Origin of the sequence: Pradoshia eiseniae (assembly GCF_002946355.1) — a bacterium.
Lineage (GTDB): Bacteria > Bacillota > Bacilli > Bacillales > Pradoshiaceae > Pradoshia > Pradoshia eiseniae.
Genome location: NZ_PKOZ01000009.1, coordinates 15,319 through 33,476, shown reverse-complemented (window position 1 = coordinate 33,476; position 18,158 = coordinate 15,319). Strand labels below are relative to the sequence as shown.

Here is an 18,158-nt window from a genome sequence, read left to right as displayed (position 1 = left end):
GTCATTTTAAGCCCTAATTCCCCCTATCAGCATCTTATTCCAAAACAAAAAAACCCCTAAAAAGGGGTATGAAAGCTTCTATATTTAAGAATCATTTGTCATATACATGATCCAGCTAACTAGTATGCACATCGCCACAGCGCCAATTAACGCAGGCAAAATATAATATCCGCCTGTCACTGGTCCGAACTCTCCCAGTGACATATTTCCAAACCAAGCGCCAATCAGCCCAGCCAGGAAATTGCCAATTCGCACATTCGGGATTGCTTCATCAGCTAATAACCCTGAAAACCAGCCAATAAAACCGCCGACAAATAATATCCCCCAAAAAATCATGTCTTCAAGCCTCCTTTTTGCAGTATATGCACAAGAGAAAGCGCTTGCCTTTTAAGTGGCGGAAAACGGGGAATAGCGGAATTTATCCAACCAAAAAACAAACCCTTATCAAACAGAATCATAGAAAGTGTATAATGCTGACTAAACAACAAAGAAAAAGGAGTATATGGATAATGAAAATAGCCGTTCTCACTGATATACATGGCAATGCACCGGCACTGAAAGCTGCGCTTGCTGAAATCGACGCGCGAAACGATATTGAGCATATTTATTGTACCGGGGATATGATTGGGATTGGACCAGATACCAATGAGGTGCTCAGTCTCTTATTCTCTAGAAATGATGTATCTATGGTGACAGGAAACCATGATGAGGCCATACTTTCCCTCATTGAAGAAAAAGAATATCCAACAAGCCATCACGGAACGAAAGAACATCATCTGTGGATTGCCAAGCATCTTGACCGCTCCTATATTCCCATGCTCAAAAAATCACCGATAATAATACAAAAAAATATAGAGGGCCATTCCATTCTTATGACTCACTACCATATTCAACATTCTAAACTTTCGGACCCGATCTGTTTGGATCCATTCAGCAAAATCGTGGAACCTTCCCTTCATCATATAGCTTCCTTGTTTAAGGATTATGAGGCCCGTTTAATTTTATTTGGACATCACCATCCTGTCCATTATTTCAAAAATGAACGGACCATTTACTTAAACCCAGGCTCGCTTGGCTGCAGCCATCAAGAAACAGCGCCCTATGCTATCGTAGAGATTACTCCGGATGAACTGAAGATTGATTTACAAGAAGCGGTATATGACAAGACATCCTTCATAGCCTCCTATGAGCGTCTGAAAGTGCCTGACCGTGATTTTATCCTTAAAGTATTTCATGGTACAGACTGGAAATAAGAAGCGATAAAATATTTAGAGGAGATATAGAAAAACAGCCATCCGGAAAATAGCTGCTCGTAAAAGATTATTTCTTCTGTACCTCTCGATGATAGGCATCAAGAAGTTTTTCTACTGGAATATCATTTATGGTCATTCCTGTCAGGTCACTATCGGTAATCGCTAAGTTTTGCAGATTACAGTCATGGATTTTCGTCCCTTGAAGATTGCATCTTTCAAATGAGAGCGGCTCGTTTTTCTCGCCAAGATTCATATCTAAGAAGCTGACTCCCGCGAGCGTCACAAACCTCATCTTACTTTGTGATAGATTTAAATCCGCATATAAGGAATGCGTGAAATTGAGGTTTTGGAAGGTTGAATGGCTAAGATTACAGTTACTTATATGAGTATTCATGAGGTTGCTGTTACTAAACGAGCTGCCTTCTAAATTAACCTGATAAAACTCAGATTGGGCCATTTGCCTGTGTTCATATTGGGCATGGGAGATATCCTGATTTTCGGTTAAGGAATGTCCTTTTCTCTTTATATAGCAATATTCATCCTCTGTTTCAAAGGTTGTTTCATATCCCATCTTTTCATAGAAACGATGGTTGTTCACTTGTTTACTAGATGTTTCAAGATCCCATGTTCGAATGGCCGGAAATTCCTGCTCAATTAATTCTATGACTCTTGAACCTATCCGCCTCCCTTGATAATCAGGATCAATATAAATACGATCAATTCTGCCAAAGGATCTGCCAGTAGTGGTCACGATGATGCCGCCAACAAGCTCTTTATTATAGAGGATTTTGAAATAATGTAATTCCTCAATCATATATTTCGTCATTTCTACTGATGAATAACCGGGAGGCTGGATATTATAATCTCGCATGTCTTGGTCTTTTAACCATCTTCTTGCCTCTTCATCAAATGTCCTTTTCATGATTTCCGTTAGCCTTTCGGCATCAGCCATAATAGCCTTTTCAATCGTTATCATCATTTACTTCTCCTAGTCTTTACTGTGGTTTTCCTAATGTCTCTGTAACCCCGAAGATCGTATTCGTTTCTTCATATCGATTAACGGCTATGTCTAGATCGTGAAAATAGCGATGCAAGCGCCGAACTTGCTCCTTGTTGGGATTAACAGAGGTTTCTTTTGCAAGCTGGTGTATAGTTATCATATCCTTCTCAAGCTGCTCATCGACAATTCCTTCATCTAAAACTTCTAAAGTTTCTTTATACACTCGTTTAGATAAGACAATGGACTTGTCCTGATCTAATTCATCAATATTGCCGAAACCGGTAAGCTCATTGTATCGTTCATGAGCATCCGCAATCATCGCAGCGAGCTCTGCTGTCACTCCGCTTGGCGGGTTTTCCTCGATTTGTGTCTTTAAATCTTCCTGCGGCTTAATAACGGTGAAGTACATGTATATAGCAGACCCGCTGGCAATCAGGAATGCCGCTGCTAACCCCCACCATACCAGTGTCTTTGATTTCCGTCTCTTTTTTTTCATTGCAAATACCGCCTACTTTTTTGTTTGGTAACATGATTAATACCCATTTCCCGATTATTTTAGCCTTTCATTTACAAGAAAGCTCACCCTATATGCAGGTGAACAGGAAGCAAGATTTTGACTGGACTGCCCATCTTCCGGTCAAGTCGTTCTATAAGCAATCTCGCCCCCCATTCTCCCAGCTCAACAGCTGAAAACCGAATCGTAGCAAATGGATGCACTGAATAAGCGGCATGCGCCATATCTGAAAAAGAAATGATGGAGACTTCACCTGCTCTTTCCTCTTCCAAGGCCTTTAACACCCCAAGAGCCAATAAATCCCCATCAGCAAATAATGCCTCCGGCCGATTAGAGGATTGAATCCTCCCCTTCATCCATTCATATCCAGCTGCAATCGTATAGTCACATACATAAATGCTTGATTCAGCTAAGCCCTTTTCCTGCATCTTTCTACGAAAATATTGATCTCTCTGATGGGTACCATTGCCAACATAGGCAATACGCGTGAGACCCGCTGTTATAAAGGAATGAATGGCTAGGTCAATGACCCTCTCATGATCGATATCCACACAATCAAATTCTTCTCCGCCCGGACAGCCGTACACGAAAACAATCCGGTCAAACCGCTTTTTTAATTCTCCTGCCTCTTTTTCGGTTAATGTCCCGATGACAATGACCCCCTGCACAGCAAAGGGAATCTCCATGTCAGGCGCATAACGGAGCATATACATCTTTTTCTTCCCTGAACGCATTAATTCCTGCTCAATTCCCTTTCGAATAGAAAGATAGAGCGGATTTTCTATTTCTTCATCTAAGCTGATCGCTAGCAGAATTAATATGATTTCATTGGGAGGTCTTTTCCCTGGGATTGCCTGCTCTGCTGCCCGGCGTTCAAATGCGGTGCGATAGCCCAGTTCCTTTGCTGCTTTAACGATTTTCTCTCTTGTCTCTTCCTTAACCGTGATGTATGGATCATTATTTAAAACTCTAGAAACAGTTGCTGGTGAGACGCCGGCATGCTCGGCAATCGCCTTAATAGTCGCCATTTCCTTGCCACCTCACTCGGTTTAGTAAAACATTTACCTGTATTTACCTTTACTTTAGCGTATCACTAAATATTTACCGATTGCAATTAATTCCCAATTATTTTTGAGATATTAGTATAACAATGGATTACTATAGGGATTTATTAATGTAATAAGTTAAAAATAATGTAATTTAATAATAATTGAGAAATAAAAAAGCCGCTTCCGAAAGAAACGGTCTTTTTAAGTAAACATTCATTTGCGCCAATTTTTCATGGCCATAATTGCTTTTTTACCCATTGATCATTGCTTCGAGCAAACTTTAGCCTAACATGCTTGCGTTCTGTATGTGCCTGCCAAAACTCAACTTCTTGCGCTTTTACTCTGTACACAGTCCAATATGGATAGATTGCTTGCTGATTAACTTTTAGCCACTTTAATTTCTCTTCTAATAGAAAATCAAGCGTCTGGTTATCATCTAATGGGGAACTTTGTTTATCTAGTAAAGCAATCGCTCGTGCCGTAATTCCGCGTTGCAGAAAATCTTCTTTATTAGTTTCTTGATCCATCATCTCGGCTGCACCGCGAATCCGGATTTGTCTTCCTATTTGTGGCCAATAGAAAGTTAAAGAAACCGGTGGGTTATCATGTATCTGTTTTCCTTTTTCGCTTTTCGAGCTGGAAGCAAAATACCACCCCTCTTTATCCACATCTTTTAGGATTAACACCCTTGCATCAGGATGGCCATAACGATCGATCGTTGAAAGAGTCATGGCATGAGGCTCATAGATTCCATGTTGTACGGCTGAGTCAAACCATTCTAAGAAAAGCTGGTATGGGCAGACACCTCCATTGTCAGTATTAATTTCAGGAAAAGGGCCCAAAAGGGTCTTGCTTCCTCGAATCAATGCTCGGATATGGTTCATCTTACCCCTCCATTTTTATTCACTTTTTAACCGTATGGGCTATGTCTTGCTTTGATAATAAACATGCTCCACATTCATCTCCTCGCCGATCCGGATGATAGCGAATGAATAATATGGTTGACGGCGTTTGTCTGTTGGAGAGCCTGGGTTAAGGAGAGTGAGTCCGTCGATTTCTTTTAAAACTGGAATATGAGAATGACCATATATGATGAGATTTACATTCTCTTCTTTGAAGGCAGCCAATGCGCGCTGCTCGGTCGTTCCTTTTCTTCCATGACCGTGAACTAGCCCAATGCGAAAACCGCAAAATTCAAGAATTTTCTTCATTCCGAATCTTTCAATCAGCTCTTCTTTGTCCACGTTTCCACATACCCCATCAACTGGAGCAAATTTACTTAGCTCTTCATATACGGCCTCCGTTTGCCAATCTCCTGCATGCAGAATGAGATCAGCATCCATAAGCTCTTTGACAAGCGTTGATGGCAGCCCCTTCGCCATTCTCGGCATATGTGTATCGGATAGGGCAATAATTTTTAACTCTTTCAATGCCTTTCCCTCCGTTCTGCTTGAAAGGATTTTAGCTTATCTATGAATTGCACCCACGCATCATTATCGGCAAATGCTCTTCTTGGGATGAGGATGACAATCAACTCATTTACATGAATAAATACATATAATTTTGTTATGTAAACTTCCCTGATTGTCTGCCATTCATATCTTACAGGTTCGCCTTCACCTGTCTGATTTGTTACACCCAGCTCAGTCATTTCGACAACTTTCTTACCGTATAGTCCTCCTTTTCCCTTCGAGTGAAACTTGCGGAGACTCCTTCCTATCCGGTAAAAAATATAAAAGGAATACAAATAAGCTCCTGCCATGGAGATTACGGCACATAACACATAATAAAGCAATTGATTTGTTACCGGCCAGATGAATGAGTATATGATGAAGAGGATGAACAGAGTGATAAAAAATCGCACCTTTCTCCTCCTGACGACTTTTTTAAAGGGCAGGGATGTATGGCTCATATGTAAATAATATTGAATGATATCTTCCATATTTAATTCGTATTGAAGCTTCATTATTCACCACCCCTTTGTAAGTTCATTTTACATGAATCGGAAAAAACAACAAAAGGATAGCCTCTGCTATCCTTCCTGATAATGCCGCGCCATTCCATAATACATTACTTGATTAAATTCAGGATAAACAGAGGAAAACTCGACTTGTATGGGAGCGTTCAAAAGCCATGGATAATAGGTGAATAATCCTTTATCACCATTAATGATTCCCTTTAAGGCTAGCGGCAATTCCTCTTGAAAGATGGAAAAGCGTGCTCGTGCTTTTTTCTCATCAAATTCCCCGCCGCTTATGTGAACGGAACATACAAGATAGTATTGACCTCCTCTGATTTGCCAATTGCCAATCACTTCATCTCGCATCTTCCAATTGATCTTTGAAGAGTCTATCCCACTTCCAATGCTGAGAAATAAATCTCCTGTTTCATCCGAATGAGTCAGTGTGTAGGTACGACCCTCGACTGGACCGTTTGATCCATATGGAGGATTAAAAAAGACCGTCAAGCGATTTAATAAAACTGACATAGGCGCTCACTCCATTAAAGTGATATATAGAGCATCCTATGTCATTCGCCTAGCATTGGTGATTATTTCGAGTTAACCAATACGTTTTTTAACACCCATTTTTCCTGCTCATAATTCCAGAAGGAAGATACCTCCGCAATCACGTCAGAAACCGATGCTCCAGATATGGTTTGCTTACCAATCAGCTCATTGATCCCATCATGGTTGACATCCTTGGCTGTCAGAGAATGAAATTCCCCAATCAATGTTTCCTGTGGTTCATTTAACTTGCCCTTTTTATACAGGCCAAGCTTATCATAGACCGGTTTATGCTTAATTAAGTTCAATACAAAGGACTGGTTATTCTCCGGTATAATAAAGTTTGCCCGGTAGTTATTTTTAAACGATCCGTTAAGATTGAGCGGCTTGGGCAATGGAAGCTCTTCAATTTCTTGATTGTACACATTGAATGCGTAATAATCACATGAATGAGCACTGCCTCCTGTCGGAATTTCGAGGATAACCTCTAATGCCCGATCTGAATTTATATCCGCAAAGAGTAAGCTAGGGCTGAATCCGCCTGTGACGTGATGCACGGCTTTTCCCTTTTGATTAATTGAAACCAATTTAAATTCCTTAAAATACTTGGTTTTCTCATTAAAAGGGATTCCGTACAATGTCAGCTGATCTTTCTGGCCATCGCCCGTGACATCAATCATATAGGATTTTAGCTTAACCTCCTCGCTCTTCTGTGCGGCATCCGCCTGCAAGGGGAAATTCACGAATAAAAAACAAGCGCAAAGAAAGACATACTTTACGGCCTTCATCATTTCAGCTCCTTTGTTTACTCATTATTATTTTTATGTTTTGCTTGCAACCCGTAAATTATTCGATTCCTGACATAGAAAAAACCGCGAGATACTAAGCCTCGCGGTTTCTTTGCATTCGATTTTATTTAGGTTCATTCTCTATTTTTGCGGCCTTCACTACCCATTGGTCGATAATTGGACCGCTCTCTGCTTCATCCATGAAGAACGAACCGTTCGAATAACGGTCACTCGGGCGCAATTGGAAGGAGCTGATTTCTTCCATTTTGCCTTTCTCGGACTCAATCACTAGCTGATCCATATCGTCGAGCAATTCAATGCCAACGACTTTGTGCGGATTTTTCTTAAGCTCACGGAGCATGACCACGCCTCTTTTCGCACGCGTGCCTAACTCAAATTCAGACCTCTTCATTTTCTTCACAGCTCCCCTGTGCGTGACAAGAGCGATCATCGAGGAGCTATCCTCTGTAAATACCTTCCCGCTGACGACGAAGTCATCATCCTTCAAGTTAATCCCTTTCACACCAGCTGCTCTAGCGCCAATGACAGGGACATCTTCTTCCTTGAACATAAGACCATATCCATGAGATGTGGCCAAAAATACCGTACTGCTGCCATCTGTCAGATGGATATCCACTACTTCATCATTGCCCTTTAGGTTTAAGGCAACCAACGGTTTTGAATAACGCGTCGCTTTATATAAACCGAGCTCAGATTTCTTCGCCATACCGTTCTTGGTGATAAACAGCAAATAGCCAGGCTTGTCGAAATCGGAGACAGAGATGGCTTTGACAATGCAATCATCTTTATCAATTGGCACAATGCTGCTTATATGCTGGCCTGCATCCTTCCATCTGATATCAGGCAGCAAATGGACTGGACAATAAATATAGCTGCCTTTATTTGTGAATAACAAGAGGGTATCCGTCGTATTGATATCCATCTTATGAAGGATGCGGTCCCCTTCTTTCATGCCGAAGTCCTGGCCGCCGCTTGCCGTATAAGAACGCAGGCTTGTCCGTTTGATATAGCCTTCCTTCGTTACCGTCACGATAACATCCTCACTTGGAATCAAGACGTCAAGATTAATCTTAATGTCTTCGATCTTCGCTTCAATTTGTGAGCGGCGAGAATCGGCATAGCCCTTCTTCACTTCTTTCAGTTCCTTCTTAATGACAGACATCAGCTTTTTCTCGCTTTCAAGAATCGCGCTAAGCTCTGCAATCTTCGCCTGAAGCTCTGTCGCTTCATTCTGAAGGGCGGTAATATCCGTATTCGTCAAACGATATAATTGCAAGGAAACAATTGCTTCCGCTTGTGCCTGGGAGAACCCGTACTCTGCAACGAGGTTCTTCTTGGCATCCATCTTGTCATGTGAGGCGCGAATCGTTGCAATGACACGGTCCAGGATGGAGATCATCTTGATCAAACCTTGAACGATATGCTCTCGCTCGCGAGCCTTCTTCAATTCAAATTCAGAGCGTCTTGTAATGACCTCTTTCCTATGATTGATATAGGCATCAAGCATCTCACGCAATCCCATTAATTGAGGACGTTTCTTATAGATAGCGACCATATTGAAGTTATATGTAACCTGAAGATCGGTGTTCTTAAATAAGTATTGGAGGATGACATCAGAATCAATTTCCTTCTTTAACTCAATGACGATTCGAAGACCTGTACGGTCCGTTTCGTCCCGAACCTCTGAAATGCCTTCCAGCTTACGATCAAGGCGAAGCTCATCGATTTTTTTGACAAGAGAGGCCTTATTCACATCAAACGGGATTTCCGTAATGAGAATTTGCTGCCTTCCGCCGCGCAAGGTTTCTATCTCTGTCTTACTGCGGATGACTATCTTCCCTTTACCGGTTTCATATGCCTTCTTGATTCCGTCAGCCCCTTGGATAATCCCCCCTGTCGGGAAATCAGGTCCTTTGACCACTTCCATCAAATCATCGACCGTACAATTCGGCTTATCAATACGCATGATGGTCGCATCCACTATTTCGCCAAGATTATGTGGCGGAATTTCGGTTGCATAGCCAGCAGATATACCAGTTGAGCCGTTCACCAAAAGGTTTGGATATTTCGCCGGCAAAACAACCGGCTCCTCAGCCGTATCGTCAAAGTTCGGCACGAAATCAACCGTGTGCTTGTCAATATCACTTAATAATTGCCCCGCAATTGAAGACAATCTTGCTTCCGTGTAACGCATCGCTGCTGGCGGGTCGCCATCGACGCTGCCGTTATTGCCGTGCATTTGAATTAACTCGCGGCGCAGCTTCCAATCCTGGCTCATCCGCACCATTGCTTCATAAACAGAGGAATCCCCATGCGGATGGTAATTACCGATAACAAGTCCGACGGTTTTCGCAGACTTACGATACGGTTTTTCATTTGTGTTCCCGTCATGATGCATCGCATAAAGAATCCTGCGCTGAACAGGCTTCAGGCCGTCCCTCGCATCGGGGAGGGCACGGTCCTGAATAATGTATTTACTATAGCGTCCGAAACGGTCGCCAATGACTTCCTCTAGGGGAAGATCGCGGTATTTTTCTGTTGATGTCATATCACTTCCTCCTCATCGGCGACTGTAATATTCTCGTTTTCCAAAATATTGTCATCCTCTTCCAAGCCAAACGCCACATTCGATTCAATCCACTTCCGGCGCGGTTCGACCTTGTCACCCATAAGTGTGGTCACACGTCGCTCTGCCCTTGCAGCATCATCAATGCGCACGCGAATCAACGTCCGCTGGCTAGGGTCCATCGTTGTTTCCCATAGCTGGTCGGCATTCATCTCGCCGAGACCTTTATAGCGCTGGAGCATATAGCCTTTACCGACCTTTTTGATGGTACTATCAAGTTCATCATCATCCCAGGCATACTCAATGACCTCTTTCTTGCCGGAACCCTTGCTGACTTTATAGAGCGGAGGAAGGGCGATGAACACCTTACCATGCTCAATCAGAGGCTTCATATACCGGTAGAAGAACGTCAGGAGCAAGACTTGGATATGGGCTCCATCAGTATCGGCATCGGTCATGATGACGACCTTGTCATAATTAATGTCCTCGATGGAGAAATCAGCACCGACACCACCGCCGATTGCATGAATGATTGTATTGATTTCTTCATTCTTGAAGATATCCTCTAATTTTGCCTTCTCGGTATTGATTACCTTACCACGCAGAGGCAAGACAGCCTGGAATCGTCTGTCCCTTCCTTGTTTCGCTGAGCCGCCTGCAGAATCACCCTCAACGAGGTATAATTCATTCTTCAAAGGATTACGTGACTGAGCAGGTGTGAGCTTACCGGAAAGAAGTGCTTCTGATTTCTTCCGTTTCTTGCCGCTTCTCGCATCCTCACGCGCCTTTCTCGCCGCTTCGCGAGCCTGAGCCGCTTTGATTGCCTTACGGACGAGCAGGGTTGCTACATCTGAGTTCTCCAATAAATAATAAGCAAGTTTATCAGAGATGACTGAATCAACCGCCGAACGGGCATCGCTTGTTCCAAGCTTGCTCTTCGTTTGTCCTTCGAATTGAAGGAGCTCTTCAGGAATACGGACGGAAACCACTCCCGCCAGTCCTTCTCGAATATCAGAGCCATCAAGATTTTTGTCTTTCTCCTTCAATAAGCCCGCTTTACGTGCAAAATCATTAAACACGCGCGTCATGGCCGTTTTCATTCCGACTTCATGCGTGCCGCCATCCTTTGTGCGGACATTATTGACGAAGGAAAGAATATTCTCTGAATAGCCGTCATTGAATTGGAATGAATACTCGACTTCAATACCAGCATGGGACCCCTCAAAGTTCACGACTGGATGAAGGGTATCCTTCTCCTCGTTTAAATAGCTGACAAAGGCTTCTATCCCATTCTCATAATGGTAAACATCCTTCTCATCTGCTCGAAGGTCATGCAGCTCAATCTTTAACCCCTTGAGAAGGAAGGCTGATTCGCGCAGGCGCTCACTTAGCGTCTCGCGGTTAAAGACCACAGTAGAGAAAATAGCTGGGTCTGGCTTAAAGTGAATGGTCGTTCCCGTCTGATTCGTCTTCCCGATTTTCTCGAGTGTCGTGACAGGGATTCCTCCCTTTTCGAAACGCTGCTCATAGATAAATCCGTCTCGCTTGATGGTTACGACGAGCCACTCAGACAGCGCGTTCACGACAGAAGCCCCTACACCATGTAATCCGCCGCTCGTCTTGTACCCGCCTTGGCCAAATTTGCCGCCTGCATGGAGAACGGTCAGGATGACCTCAGGTGTCGGTTTACCGGAACGGTGCATTCCTGTTGGCATGCCGCGTCCCTTATCAACCACGCTAATACTATTATCTTTATGGATTTTTACAATTATTTCATCACCGTACCCAGCTAGGACTTCATCCACTGAATTATCTACGATTTCATAGACAAGATGATGCAAGCCTCGAGTGTCAGTGCTACCAATATACATGCCCGGTCTTTTCCGGACAGCCTCTAATCCCTCGAGTACCTGTATGGCATCTTCATTATAATCAAATTGATTCAAATTCTTAGCCACTTATGTACCCCTCTCTATACTTTCAACAACTATTATATACTTTTTTATAGATAAGAACAAACGTTCTCTTGTAAAATAAATAGGCTATCATTGCTCTATTCTTACAGATTCTTGATCGTTTCGCAAATCGTATTTCTCTGCTTACAGTGAAGACGAACAGCATCTATAATCAATATTTAGCCTTTCATATCAGACGGCTCTCTCATAATATCGTAACACATCCCTGTTATTTGAAATGTAATTTTTTCATTTCAAGATTATTTTTGAATGGACATGCGAAAGCCGCCCTTATCTTCCAGGCGGCCAGACAGCAACTGATTATTTTGTTAAGGCATGCTCCACTTTTATGCATCGATCCATAATGACCTTGCGTCCATTTTCTTTCAGCATTTGAAAAGCCTCTTCATCAATTACATCGAGCTGAGTCCAAAATACATCTGCATCTATTTCAAGAAAATCCTTCGCTAAATCCATAACAAATTCCGATCTTCTGAATACATTGACGATATCCACATGCTCATTCAGTTCCTTTAAGGAGCCAATGGCCTTAACACCTAACACTTCTTTGACAGCCGGGTTGACAGGAATGATTTCATAGCCATTGTCCTGCATAGCTTTTGATACCATATATGATGTCCGATCAGGGTTGTCCGAAAGCCCCACAACCGCAATTTTTTTCGCTTTTTTCAGAATTTCTCCGATTTCTTGCCTGCTAGGATTTTGTATCATCTTTCTTCCTCCCATCTTATCTTGCCTGATAAGCCACCTCTTATTATATACCCGTAAAGCGCTTTAATATAGACTCTTCCATATAACAATTTTGATATATACAGGTTTTCGCACAAAATTCCCCCTCAATAAGCACCAGCATTTGGGTATTTATGCTAATTTCCTAAATTTCTGTGACCCCTTTTGACAATCATGGTAAAATAGAAAGACACTATCGGTTAGAAAGGGTTTGGGTAATGTTATATTTAATGCTTTTATTGGCCTATCTGCTTGGTTCTATACCTTCAGGCCTTATTATCGGAAAAGTGTTTTACAACACGGATATTCGCGAACACGGCAGCGGTAATCTTGGGGGAACAAACACGTTCAGGACACTTGGCAAAAAAGCCGGATTTGTCGTGACATTGCTGGATATCTTAAAAGGCACAGCCGCGACCATACTTCCATACATATTTACGGTAAACACAACGAATTGGCCGGATTGGGTCGCCTTGCCGCTCGTTTGCGGATTGTTAGCAGTAGTCGGGCATATGTATCCTGTGTTCGCTGGATTTAGAGGCGGAAAAGCGGTCGCAACATCAGGTGGGATTCTCCTTGGTTATGTTCCTGATTTATTCCTAATTCTTTTAGTATGTTTCTTAATATCCCTCTTTACAACGAGAATCGTTTCATTATCGTCCATGATTATTTCTGTCGTGGCTATTATTTATGTTATGTTCACCAATGATTTATCCCTGCAAATTTTAATTATTTGCTTGGCTATTTTTATTTTTTACCGTCACCGGGCCAATATTAAACGAATTATCAATAAAACCGAGCCTAAAGTGAACTTATTCAATAAAAAGAAATAAACATATGCTGATTCCTGATGGAGTCAGCTTTTTTTCGATAATTCCCGGTAAAATTAGGGAAATTTCCGTTGCATTTATCCCGGGAAAATGTCACCATTATTCATGAGAAATAAATAATATGGAGAATCGGACTGATTAACATGAAAAAAAATACGATCATACTTATTGCCTTCCTTCTTATATCAGCTGGCGCCATCGGAGCAGCAGTCTTTTTGGGGCAGCAGGATGAGACGGCATCAACGATCCCATTAGAAAGCACAGTACTTGCTGAAAGGCCGCTCGCATTGAGCAGCAAAACCTATAAGCAAACGATCACGATTGGAGCGATTGGGGATATCCTCATCCACACGCGTGTTTATGAGGATGCGCGGACAGATGACAGCTATGATTTTAAGCGCATGCTTGCCCCAGTGAAGAAAATGCTTGAAGAGCCTGATTTCACGATTGCGAATCAGGAATCTCTTGCCGGAGGAAGCAAATTAGGCCTGTCTGGTTATCCGGCATTTAATTCACCCTATGAAATAACAGATGCCCTAGTGGATGCAGGAATTGACTTGGTCACACTTGCCAACAATCATTCCTTAGATAAGGGAGAGAAAGGCATCCAGAGTTCTCTTGCCTATTACGACAAAATCGGCATGCCCTATGTCGGCATGCATAAAGATGAGTTGGACGCTTCCACCGAACGGATTCTGTCTATCCAAGGAATAAAGGTTGGCTTCCTCTCCTACACCTATGGAACAAACGGCATCCAGGTTCCTGATGGAAAGGACTATCTCGTCAATTATCTGGAAGACAAAAAAATCATCTCTGATTTGAAGAGTATGCGCGACAAGGCAGACATTATCCTCGTCAATGCCCATTGGGGAAATGAATATGAGCGTACTCCCTCTGAGGAACAGAGGAGACTGGCCAAATTGATGGCCGAAAACGGTGCTGATGTCATCATTGGCCATCATCCCCATGTTTTGCAGCCAATCGAATGGCTCAAGCATGACAATGGTGAAACACTCGTTGTCTATTCCCTAGGCAACTTCCTATCAGGACAAGTAAGGGATTATAAGGATATCGGCGGCATGGTGACGGTTGAAATAGAAAAGACCTGGAATGAGAAGGGTTCAAAGACATCTGTCCTTAATCCAAGCTTCAGTCCAACCTATATGGTGAGCTCAAATGAAAAAAACTATGAAGTCCGGCCATTTGAGGAAGCGACCGTATTCGGTTCACCTGAGACGGACCTGGATGAATTGAGCGACTTCATGCTAGAGGCAGTCGAACAATAATCTAAAGAGGCGGATAAAGTTCCGTCTCTTCTTTTTATGGCGATACATATCTTTACCATAAGATGCACAAGCAGAATCAAATGATATTTCCGGCCATCTATGTGATAATAGAATGTACATATGATTTTTTGTCTGGAAATGGGAGGCATATAAATGAAAATAATAATAGATGAACAATCAATCTCTTGGTATAGAGACGAATTAGATTTAAATAACGGTGATAGCATCCGCTTTTTCCCGCGCTACGGCGGATATAGCCCCATCCAATCCGGTTTTTCCTTAGGAATCTCTCCTGAGCCTGTCAAGGAAGGGAAAGTGCTGACAGAGGCTGGCGGACTCAGCTTTTTTGTCGAGGAAGAGGATCTATGGTATTTTGACGGTCATGACCTTGAGGTTAAGTTCGATGAGAAGAAAGCAGAACCGGTATTCCACTACCATAAATAATCAGGCTAATTAGAAAAGGAGAAGGGTTGCCCCCTTCTCCTTTGTGTTTATTTCTTTTTGATTTCTTCATATTTCGCAAACCATTCCGGGAAGGCCTTTTTAAATTGAACCGGACGGAAATTTTCTTTTTTCACAATGATATGCGTCGTTTTACCAATCGCACAAATCTCATCATGCTGGTTCTTGATTTCATACCCATACAAGGTTTTCAGCCCATTATTTTCCTCAACCCAAGTGTAGACATGAGCCTTATCACCATAACGAAGCGGCGTTTTATAGGTAACCTGCACGTCGTAGACAGGCGCATAATAACCTGCCTCCTCCATCGCTGTATAAGAAAATCCCAGATCGCGGATAAGCGCTGACCTTCCAAGCTCAAACCATTTCAAATAATTGGCATGATACATGACACCCATCATGTCCGTGTCCGCATATAACAGCTGAATCTCTTCCTTCGATATATACATTCCCTAAAACACCCCTTACCAGAAGCCATTTTCCGTTTTTCTCTATCATTCTAACACATGTTCAAAATCAGCACGCACCAGGACTGACCAATCATCTTCCTTATCAGCATTTCTGTCCGTCATCAGCCTTTGGGCCTGATATTGGATAGCACTATCGACCAGATTGATGGCAAATCGGCCGTTCCCATCAATGTTGATTTCCTCTAGCTTTTCCATCAAATAACCCTCTGCCTCTTCATGAAGGGTATATTGATAGCTATGCATATAATTCTTCATAATTTGCAGCAGCTCACGAACCGTATAATCAGGAAAATGCATAAATTTCTTAAATCGTGAAGAAAAACCTGGATTGCTTGCGAGTAATTCGTCCATTTCCTTCGGATAACCTGCCAGGATAACGACCAGGTTTTCGTTATGCTTGGTCATTTCATCGACAAGCGTATTGACCACCTCTGCACCGAAATCACTATTGGATTGGCTTAATAATGAATAGGCCTCATCAATAAAGAGAACCCCGCCAAGCGCATCCTGGATTTTCCGTTTCGTTTTAATCGCGGTTTGGCCGACATAACCGGCCACAAAATCAGCTCGGCTCGCAACGATCAGATGGCCTCGCTTCAAAAGACCGCAATCTCTAAGGATTTCAGAATAAAGCTTTGCGACCGTTGTCTTACCGGTCCCTGGATTCCCCGTGAAAACGGCATGGAGCTGGATGGGAACGACTTTTTTCCCTGCATTCCTTCTCTCTTGCTGAACCCGGACAAAAGCGGATAATTTTTTGATTTCATCCTTGATGGAATCAAGACCAACCAGGTTCATGAGTTCATGGAAGGGCTCGTCCGGCTCTTCAGTGGAATCAGGATCACTGAAATCCTCGGAATGGAGCAGGAGATAATCCAAGAAAGTATGCTCATTGTCCTTGTTCTGTCCAGATCCTTTTTGGAATATCGCATCCATGACAATGGCCTTAACCGTACGAGCATTTCCAAACGACCGATCGACCATTTCATGCTCAACCTTCTTCTCAAGTGCCGGATAGGCATCCGGCTCGATGAAATAGCCATTATCTTCTGCAAACAGGCATGCAATCTCCTTCATTTCTTCCATGGAGTAATCCGGCAGCTCCATAAAATTGAACTGAGGGAACCGGCTGCGAAGACCTGGGTTGCTATCCAGGAATTGTCTCATTTCATCGGGGTAACCCGCCAGAATCACAGCAAACTTCCCGGAATATTCAGCACTGTCCATCAATGAAACGAGTGTGTCAATGACGGTTTGGCCATAATCACTTCCTTGCTGTCCATCCCTTTTTAAGCTATATGCCTCATCAATGAAGAGCACGCCTCCGATTGCCTCTTCCACCAGCTTGCGCACGTTCTCCTCTGTCTGGCCCACATAGGCGCCCACAAGCTTAGAACGGTCAGCTTCCACGATGGTCTCCTTTGGAAGGATGCCAAGCTCATAATAAATCTTCGCAAGCAGTCTCGCGAGCGTTGTTTTCCCTGTGCCGGGATTCCCAGTCAAAATCATATTTAAACTAATATCATTGCTTTTCGTGAAGCCCATTTCCAGCCGTGATTTTTGATACGTGAGAAAATCGTATAACTGGCTGACACGCTGCTTGATTTCATTAAGCCCGACCATTCCTCGCAGCTCTTCAAGCGGGGATAGTTCAGCATCTTTAAAGGCCTGCATACTTCCAAAGAAAGCATCAAAGCGATCCCTCTCTTCATGCAGATTGTTAATCGCCCGTTTTAACTCCTCATAAACGGTGACCGTATGAAAATTGCCGCTCAACGTTTCCTGGTAAGACCGAGCGTTATCCCTTACATGCTTCAATTGCTTGCGAACGGATTCAAGAAGATCTCGAGCCTCATGAATGGAGCCGGCATCCTCTTGTAATGGCAGCCCTTTAATGGTCTCATCTACTCTATGCTCAAACCGTTCAGCCTTATCGATGATTTCCATCGCCACGTTTCGCTTAGCTGTCCGATTATCCGTTTCACGCAATGTGGGCATCGTTAAGCCATCAAGAAGACCCTTCAGCTGATTCAGGCTCTTGATCTCGAGCTTTCTTTGGATATCCTGCTTATCTGGGGCTAATGCTCCTGCCTGTTCAAGCAGCAGATAATAAAACGAGTCCTCCTTGCCTTTTTGGGCCCGTTTGAGTGCGAGCAGATAAAGAAGCGTCCCTTTCCACTCTTCCTCTTGCGAATATGTATGTCCAGCTGCAGAAAGAACGTTTAATAACGAATCCTTGGAAGGCATCTCTCCCTTTGTTCTATAGATTAATTCCCATTCCTCCACTTGCTCTCGGAGATGTTCATTCATTTGTGCCATGTAGTGCTTCATCCTTTACCCTTGTCAATATCCCCATCCTACCATATACTAGCCGGTTTTTGATATTTTTTGACTTTTTTCGCTTTTTTAAGTTCTTTGCATGAAGATTGGCTAATGGAACAATAAGCATGAGAAAAAGCCGAATGGAGAGACCATTCGGCTTTTTTCTTATTTGGGTTATTCACCCTTCGTTTGAATGACATCAGGGTGTTTACCTGAAGTGTCCTGCATTTGCTTGCCTTTATTTCCTCCAGCCTCTCTTGGCTGTGTGCCGATATGATTCGGACGGAACGGCTTGGAATTGCGTTTTGGATTGCCCATTTTTAATCATCCTCCCTTATGTAGATAGGATGCTTATCATAGATCGATTCTATGAAGGGCAATTCCTG

At 43.0% G+C, this 18,158-nt stretch carries 19 protein-coding genes; 4 read left to right on the top strand and 15 right to left on the bottom strand.

Features of this window, described 5'->3' with window-relative positions; genetic code table 11:
• Positions 1 to 84: 84 nt before the first annotated feature.
• Positions 85 to 336 carry a GlsB/YeaQ/YmgE family stress response membrane protein gene (locus CYL18_RS13915; RefSeq protein ID WP_104850137.1) on the bottom strand — a complete coding sequence of 84 codons (252 nt, stop codon included), beginning with the start codon at positions 334 to 336 and terminating at the stop codon, positions 85 to 87.
• A 173-nt stretch (positions 337 to 509) separates the two neighbouring features.
• Between CYL18_RS13915 and CYL18_RS13910 the strand changes: the two genes are divergently transcribed.
• Positions 510 to 1,253 (top strand): metallophosphoesterase family protein, encoded by a 744-nt coding sequence (locus CYL18_RS13910; protein WP_104850136.1) that lies wholly within the window; start codon positions 510 to 512, stop codon positions 1,251 to 1,253.
• A 67-nt stretch (positions 1,254 to 1,320) separates the two neighbouring features.
• Here the strand turns inward: CYL18_RS13910 and CYL18_RS13905 are convergent, their stop codons facing one another.
• The 11 genes from CYL18_RS13905 to CYL18_RS13855 form a co-directional block, all read right to left on the bottom strand.
• Positions 1,321 to 2,232 (bottom strand): GNAT family N-acetyltransferase, encoded by a 912-nt coding sequence (locus CYL18_RS13905; protein ID WP_104850135.1) that lies wholly within the window; start codon positions 2,230 to 2,232, stop codon positions 1,321 to 1,323.
• 16 nt (positions 2,233 to 2,248) lie between these two features.
• Complete coding sequence (locus CYL18_RS13900; RefSeq protein WP_104850134.1) at positions 2,249 to 2,749, bottom strand: hypothetical protein; 501 nt, start codon at positions 2,747 to 2,749, stop codon at positions 2,249 to 2,251.
• 83 nt (positions 2,750 to 2,832) lie between these two features.
• A complete protein-coding gene (locus tag CYL18_RS13895; RefSeq protein WP_104850133.1) occupies positions 2,833 to 3,795 on the bottom strand; it encodes a LacI family DNA-binding transcriptional regulator in 963 nt (320 codons plus the stop codon).
• Between the two features lie 251 nt (positions 3,796 to 4,046).
• On the bottom strand, positions 4,047 to 4,700 hold the full coding sequence (locus CYL18_RS13890; RefSeq protein WP_104850132.1) for a pyridoxine/pyridoxamine 5'-phosphate oxidase: 654 nt from the start codon (positions 4,698 to 4,700) through the stop codon (positions 4,047 to 4,049).
• A 39-nt stretch (positions 4,701 to 4,739) separates the two neighbouring features.
• A complete protein-coding gene (locus tag CYL18_RS13885; protein WP_104850131.1) occupies positions 4,740 to 5,246 on the bottom strand; it encodes a metallophosphoesterase family protein in 507 nt (168 codons plus the stop codon).
• Positions 5,243 to 5,782, bottom strand: coding sequence for a YcxB family protein (locus CYL18_RS13880; protein ID WP_104850130.1), 540 nt, complete (start codon positions 5,780 to 5,782; stop codon positions 5,243 to 5,245). Before CYL18_RS13880 ends, CYL18_RS13885 begins: the two co-directional genes overlap by 4 nt.
• A gap of 66 nt (positions 5,783 to 5,848) precedes the next feature.
• Positions 5,849 to 6,304 carry a staygreen family protein gene (locus CYL18_RS13875; protein WP_104850129.1) on the bottom strand — a complete coding sequence of 152 codons (456 nt, stop codon included), beginning with the start codon at positions 6,302 to 6,304 and terminating at the stop codon, positions 5,849 to 5,851.
• Between the two features lie 62 nt (positions 6,305 to 6,366).
• Entirely contained in the window at positions 6,367 to 7,113 is a 747-nt protein-coding gene (locus CYL18_RS13870) for a hypothetical protein (protein WP_146102848.1), read from the bottom strand.
• A gap of 121 nt (positions 7,114 to 7,234) precedes the next feature.
• The gene (gene parC, locus CYL18_RS13865) at positions 7,235 to 9,679 is read right to left on the bottom strand and encodes a DNA topoisomerase IV subunit A (RefSeq protein ID WP_104850127.1); all 2,445 of its coding nucleotides are present in this window, start codon (positions 9,677 to 9,679) and stop codon (positions 7,235 to 7,237) included.
• Positions 9,676 to 11,643 (bottom strand): DNA topoisomerase IV subunit B, encoded by a 1,968-nt coding sequence (gene parE, locus CYL18_RS13860; RefSeq protein ID WP_407984550.1) that lies wholly within the window; start codon positions 11,641 to 11,643, stop codon positions 9,676 to 9,678. Before parE ends, parC begins: the two co-directional genes overlap by 4 nt.
• 330 nt (positions 11,644 to 11,973) lie before the next feature.
• Positions 11,974 to 12,384, bottom strand: coding sequence for a CoA-binding protein (locus CYL18_RS13855; RefSeq protein ID WP_104850125.1), 411 nt, complete (start codon positions 12,382 to 12,384; stop codon positions 11,974 to 11,976).
• A gap of 236 nt (positions 12,385 to 12,620) precedes the next feature.
• Here CYL18_RS13855 and plsY point away from each other — a divergent pair, with 236 nt between their 5' ends.
• The 3 genes from plsY to CYL18_RS13840 all read left to right on the top strand — a co-directional run bounded on the left by plsY (position 12,621) and on the right by CYL18_RS13840 (position 14,962).
• Entirely contained in the window at positions 12,621 to 13,235 is a 615-nt protein-coding gene (gene plsY, locus CYL18_RS13850; RefSeq protein ID WP_104850124.1) for a glycerol-3-phosphate 1-O-acyltransferase PlsY, read from the top strand.
• Positions 13,236 to 13,375: 140 nt separating this feature from the next.
• Complete coding sequence (locus CYL18_RS13845) at positions 13,376 to 14,518, top strand: CapA family protein (protein ID WP_104850123.1); 1,143 nt, start codon at positions 13,376 to 13,378, stop codon at positions 14,516 to 14,518.
• A gap of 153 nt (positions 14,519 to 14,671) precedes the next feature.
• Positions 14,672 to 14,962, top strand: a complete 291-nt coding sequence (locus CYL18_RS13840) for a HesB/YadR/YfhF family protein (protein ID WP_104850122.1) — start codon at positions 14,672 to 14,674, stop codon at positions 14,960 to 14,962.
• A 47-nt stretch (positions 14,963 to 15,009) separates the two neighbouring features.
• Here the strand turns inward: CYL18_RS13840 and CYL18_RS13835 are convergent, their stop codons facing one another.
• The 3 genes from CYL18_RS13835 to CYL18_RS13825 all read right to left on the bottom strand — a co-directional run bounded on the left by CYL18_RS13835 (position 15,010) and on the right by CYL18_RS13825 (position 18,090).
• Positions 15,010 to 15,429, bottom strand: a complete 420-nt coding sequence (locus tag CYL18_RS13835) for an acyl-CoA thioesterase (RefSeq protein ID WP_104850121.1) — start codon at positions 15,427 to 15,429, stop codon at positions 15,010 to 15,012.
• 45 nt (positions 15,430 to 15,474) lie between these two features.
• Positions 15,475 to 17,769, bottom strand: a complete 2,295-nt coding sequence (locus tag CYL18_RS13830) for an AAA family ATPase (protein ID WP_104850120.1) — start codon at positions 17,767 to 17,769, stop codon at positions 15,475 to 15,477.
• A gap of 177 nt (positions 17,770 to 17,946) precedes the next feature.
• A complete protein-coding gene (locus tag CYL18_RS13825; RefSeq protein WP_104850119.1) occupies positions 17,947 to 18,090 on the bottom strand; it encodes an acid-soluble spore protein N in 144 nt (47 codons plus the stop codon).
• Positions 18,091 to 18,158: the final 68 nt, after the last annotated feature.

Excerpts from the sequence above, each read along its gene's own strand:
- CYL18_RS13915 (WP_104850137.1), bottom strand. The coding sequence starts at position 336 with ATGATTTTTTGGGGGATATTATTTGTCGGCGGTTTTATTGGCTGGTTT.
- CYL18_RS13910 (WP_104850136.1), top strand. The coding sequence starts at position 510 with ATGAAAATAGCCGTTCTCACTGATATACATGGCAATGCACCGGCACTG.
- CYL18_RS13905 (WP_104850135.1), bottom strand. The coding sequence starts at position 2,232 with ATGATGATAACGATTGAAAAGGCTATTATGGCTGATGCCGAAAGGCTA.
- CYL18_RS13900 (WP_104850134.1), bottom strand. The coding sequence starts at position 2,749 with ATGAAAAAAAAGAGACGGAAATCAAAGACACTGGTATGGTGGGGGTTA.
- CYL18_RS13895 (WP_104850133.1), bottom strand. The coding sequence starts at position 3,795 with ATGGCGACTATTAAGGCGATTGCCGAGCATGCCGGCGTCTCACCAGCA.
- CYL18_RS13890 (WP_104850132.1), bottom strand. The coding sequence starts at position 4,700 with ATGAACCATATCCGAGCATTGATTCGAGGAAGCAAGACCCTTTTGGGC.
- CYL18_RS13880 (WP_104850130.1), bottom strand. The coding sequence starts at position 5,782 with ATGAAGCTTCAATACGAATTAAATATGGAAGATATCATTCAATATTAT.
- CYL18_RS13875 (WP_104850129.1), bottom strand. The coding sequence starts at position 6,304 with ATGTCAGTTTTATTAAATCGCTTGACGGTCTTTTTTAATCCTCCATAT.
- CYL18_RS13870 (WP_146102848.1), bottom strand. The coding sequence starts at position 7,113 with ATGATGAAGGCCGTAAAGTATGTCTTTCTTTGCGCTTGTTTTTTATTC.
- parC (WP_104850127.1), bottom strand. The coding sequence starts at position 9,679 with ATGACATCAACAGAAAAATACCGCGATCTTCCCCTAGAGGAAGTCATT.
- CYL18_RS13855 (WP_104850125.1), bottom strand. The coding sequence starts at position 12,384 with ATGATACAAAATCCTAGCAGGCAAGAAATCGGAGAAATTCTGAAAAAA.
- plsY (WP_104850124.1), top strand. The coding sequence starts at position 12,621 with ATGTTATATTTAATGCTTTTATTGGCCTATCTGCTTGGTTCTATACCT.
- CYL18_RS13845 (WP_104850123.1), top strand. The coding sequence starts at position 13,376 with ATGAAAAAAAATACGATCATACTTATTGCCTTCCTTCTTATATCAGCT.
- CYL18_RS13840 (WP_104850122.1), top strand. The coding sequence starts at position 14,672 with ATGAAAATAATAATAGATGAACAATCAATCTCTTGGTATAGAGACGAA.
- CYL18_RS13835 (WP_104850121.1), bottom strand. The coding sequence starts at position 15,429 with ATGTATATATCGAAGGAAGAGATTCAGCTGTTATATGCGGACACGGAC.
- CYL18_RS13830 (WP_104850120.1), bottom strand. The coding sequence starts at position 17,769 with ATGGCACAAATGAATGAACATCTCCGAGAGCAAGTGGAGGAATGGGAA.
- CYL18_RS13825 (WP_104850119.1), bottom strand. The coding sequence starts at position 18,090 with ATGGGCAATCCAAAACGCAATTCCAAGCCGTTCCGTCCGAATCATATC.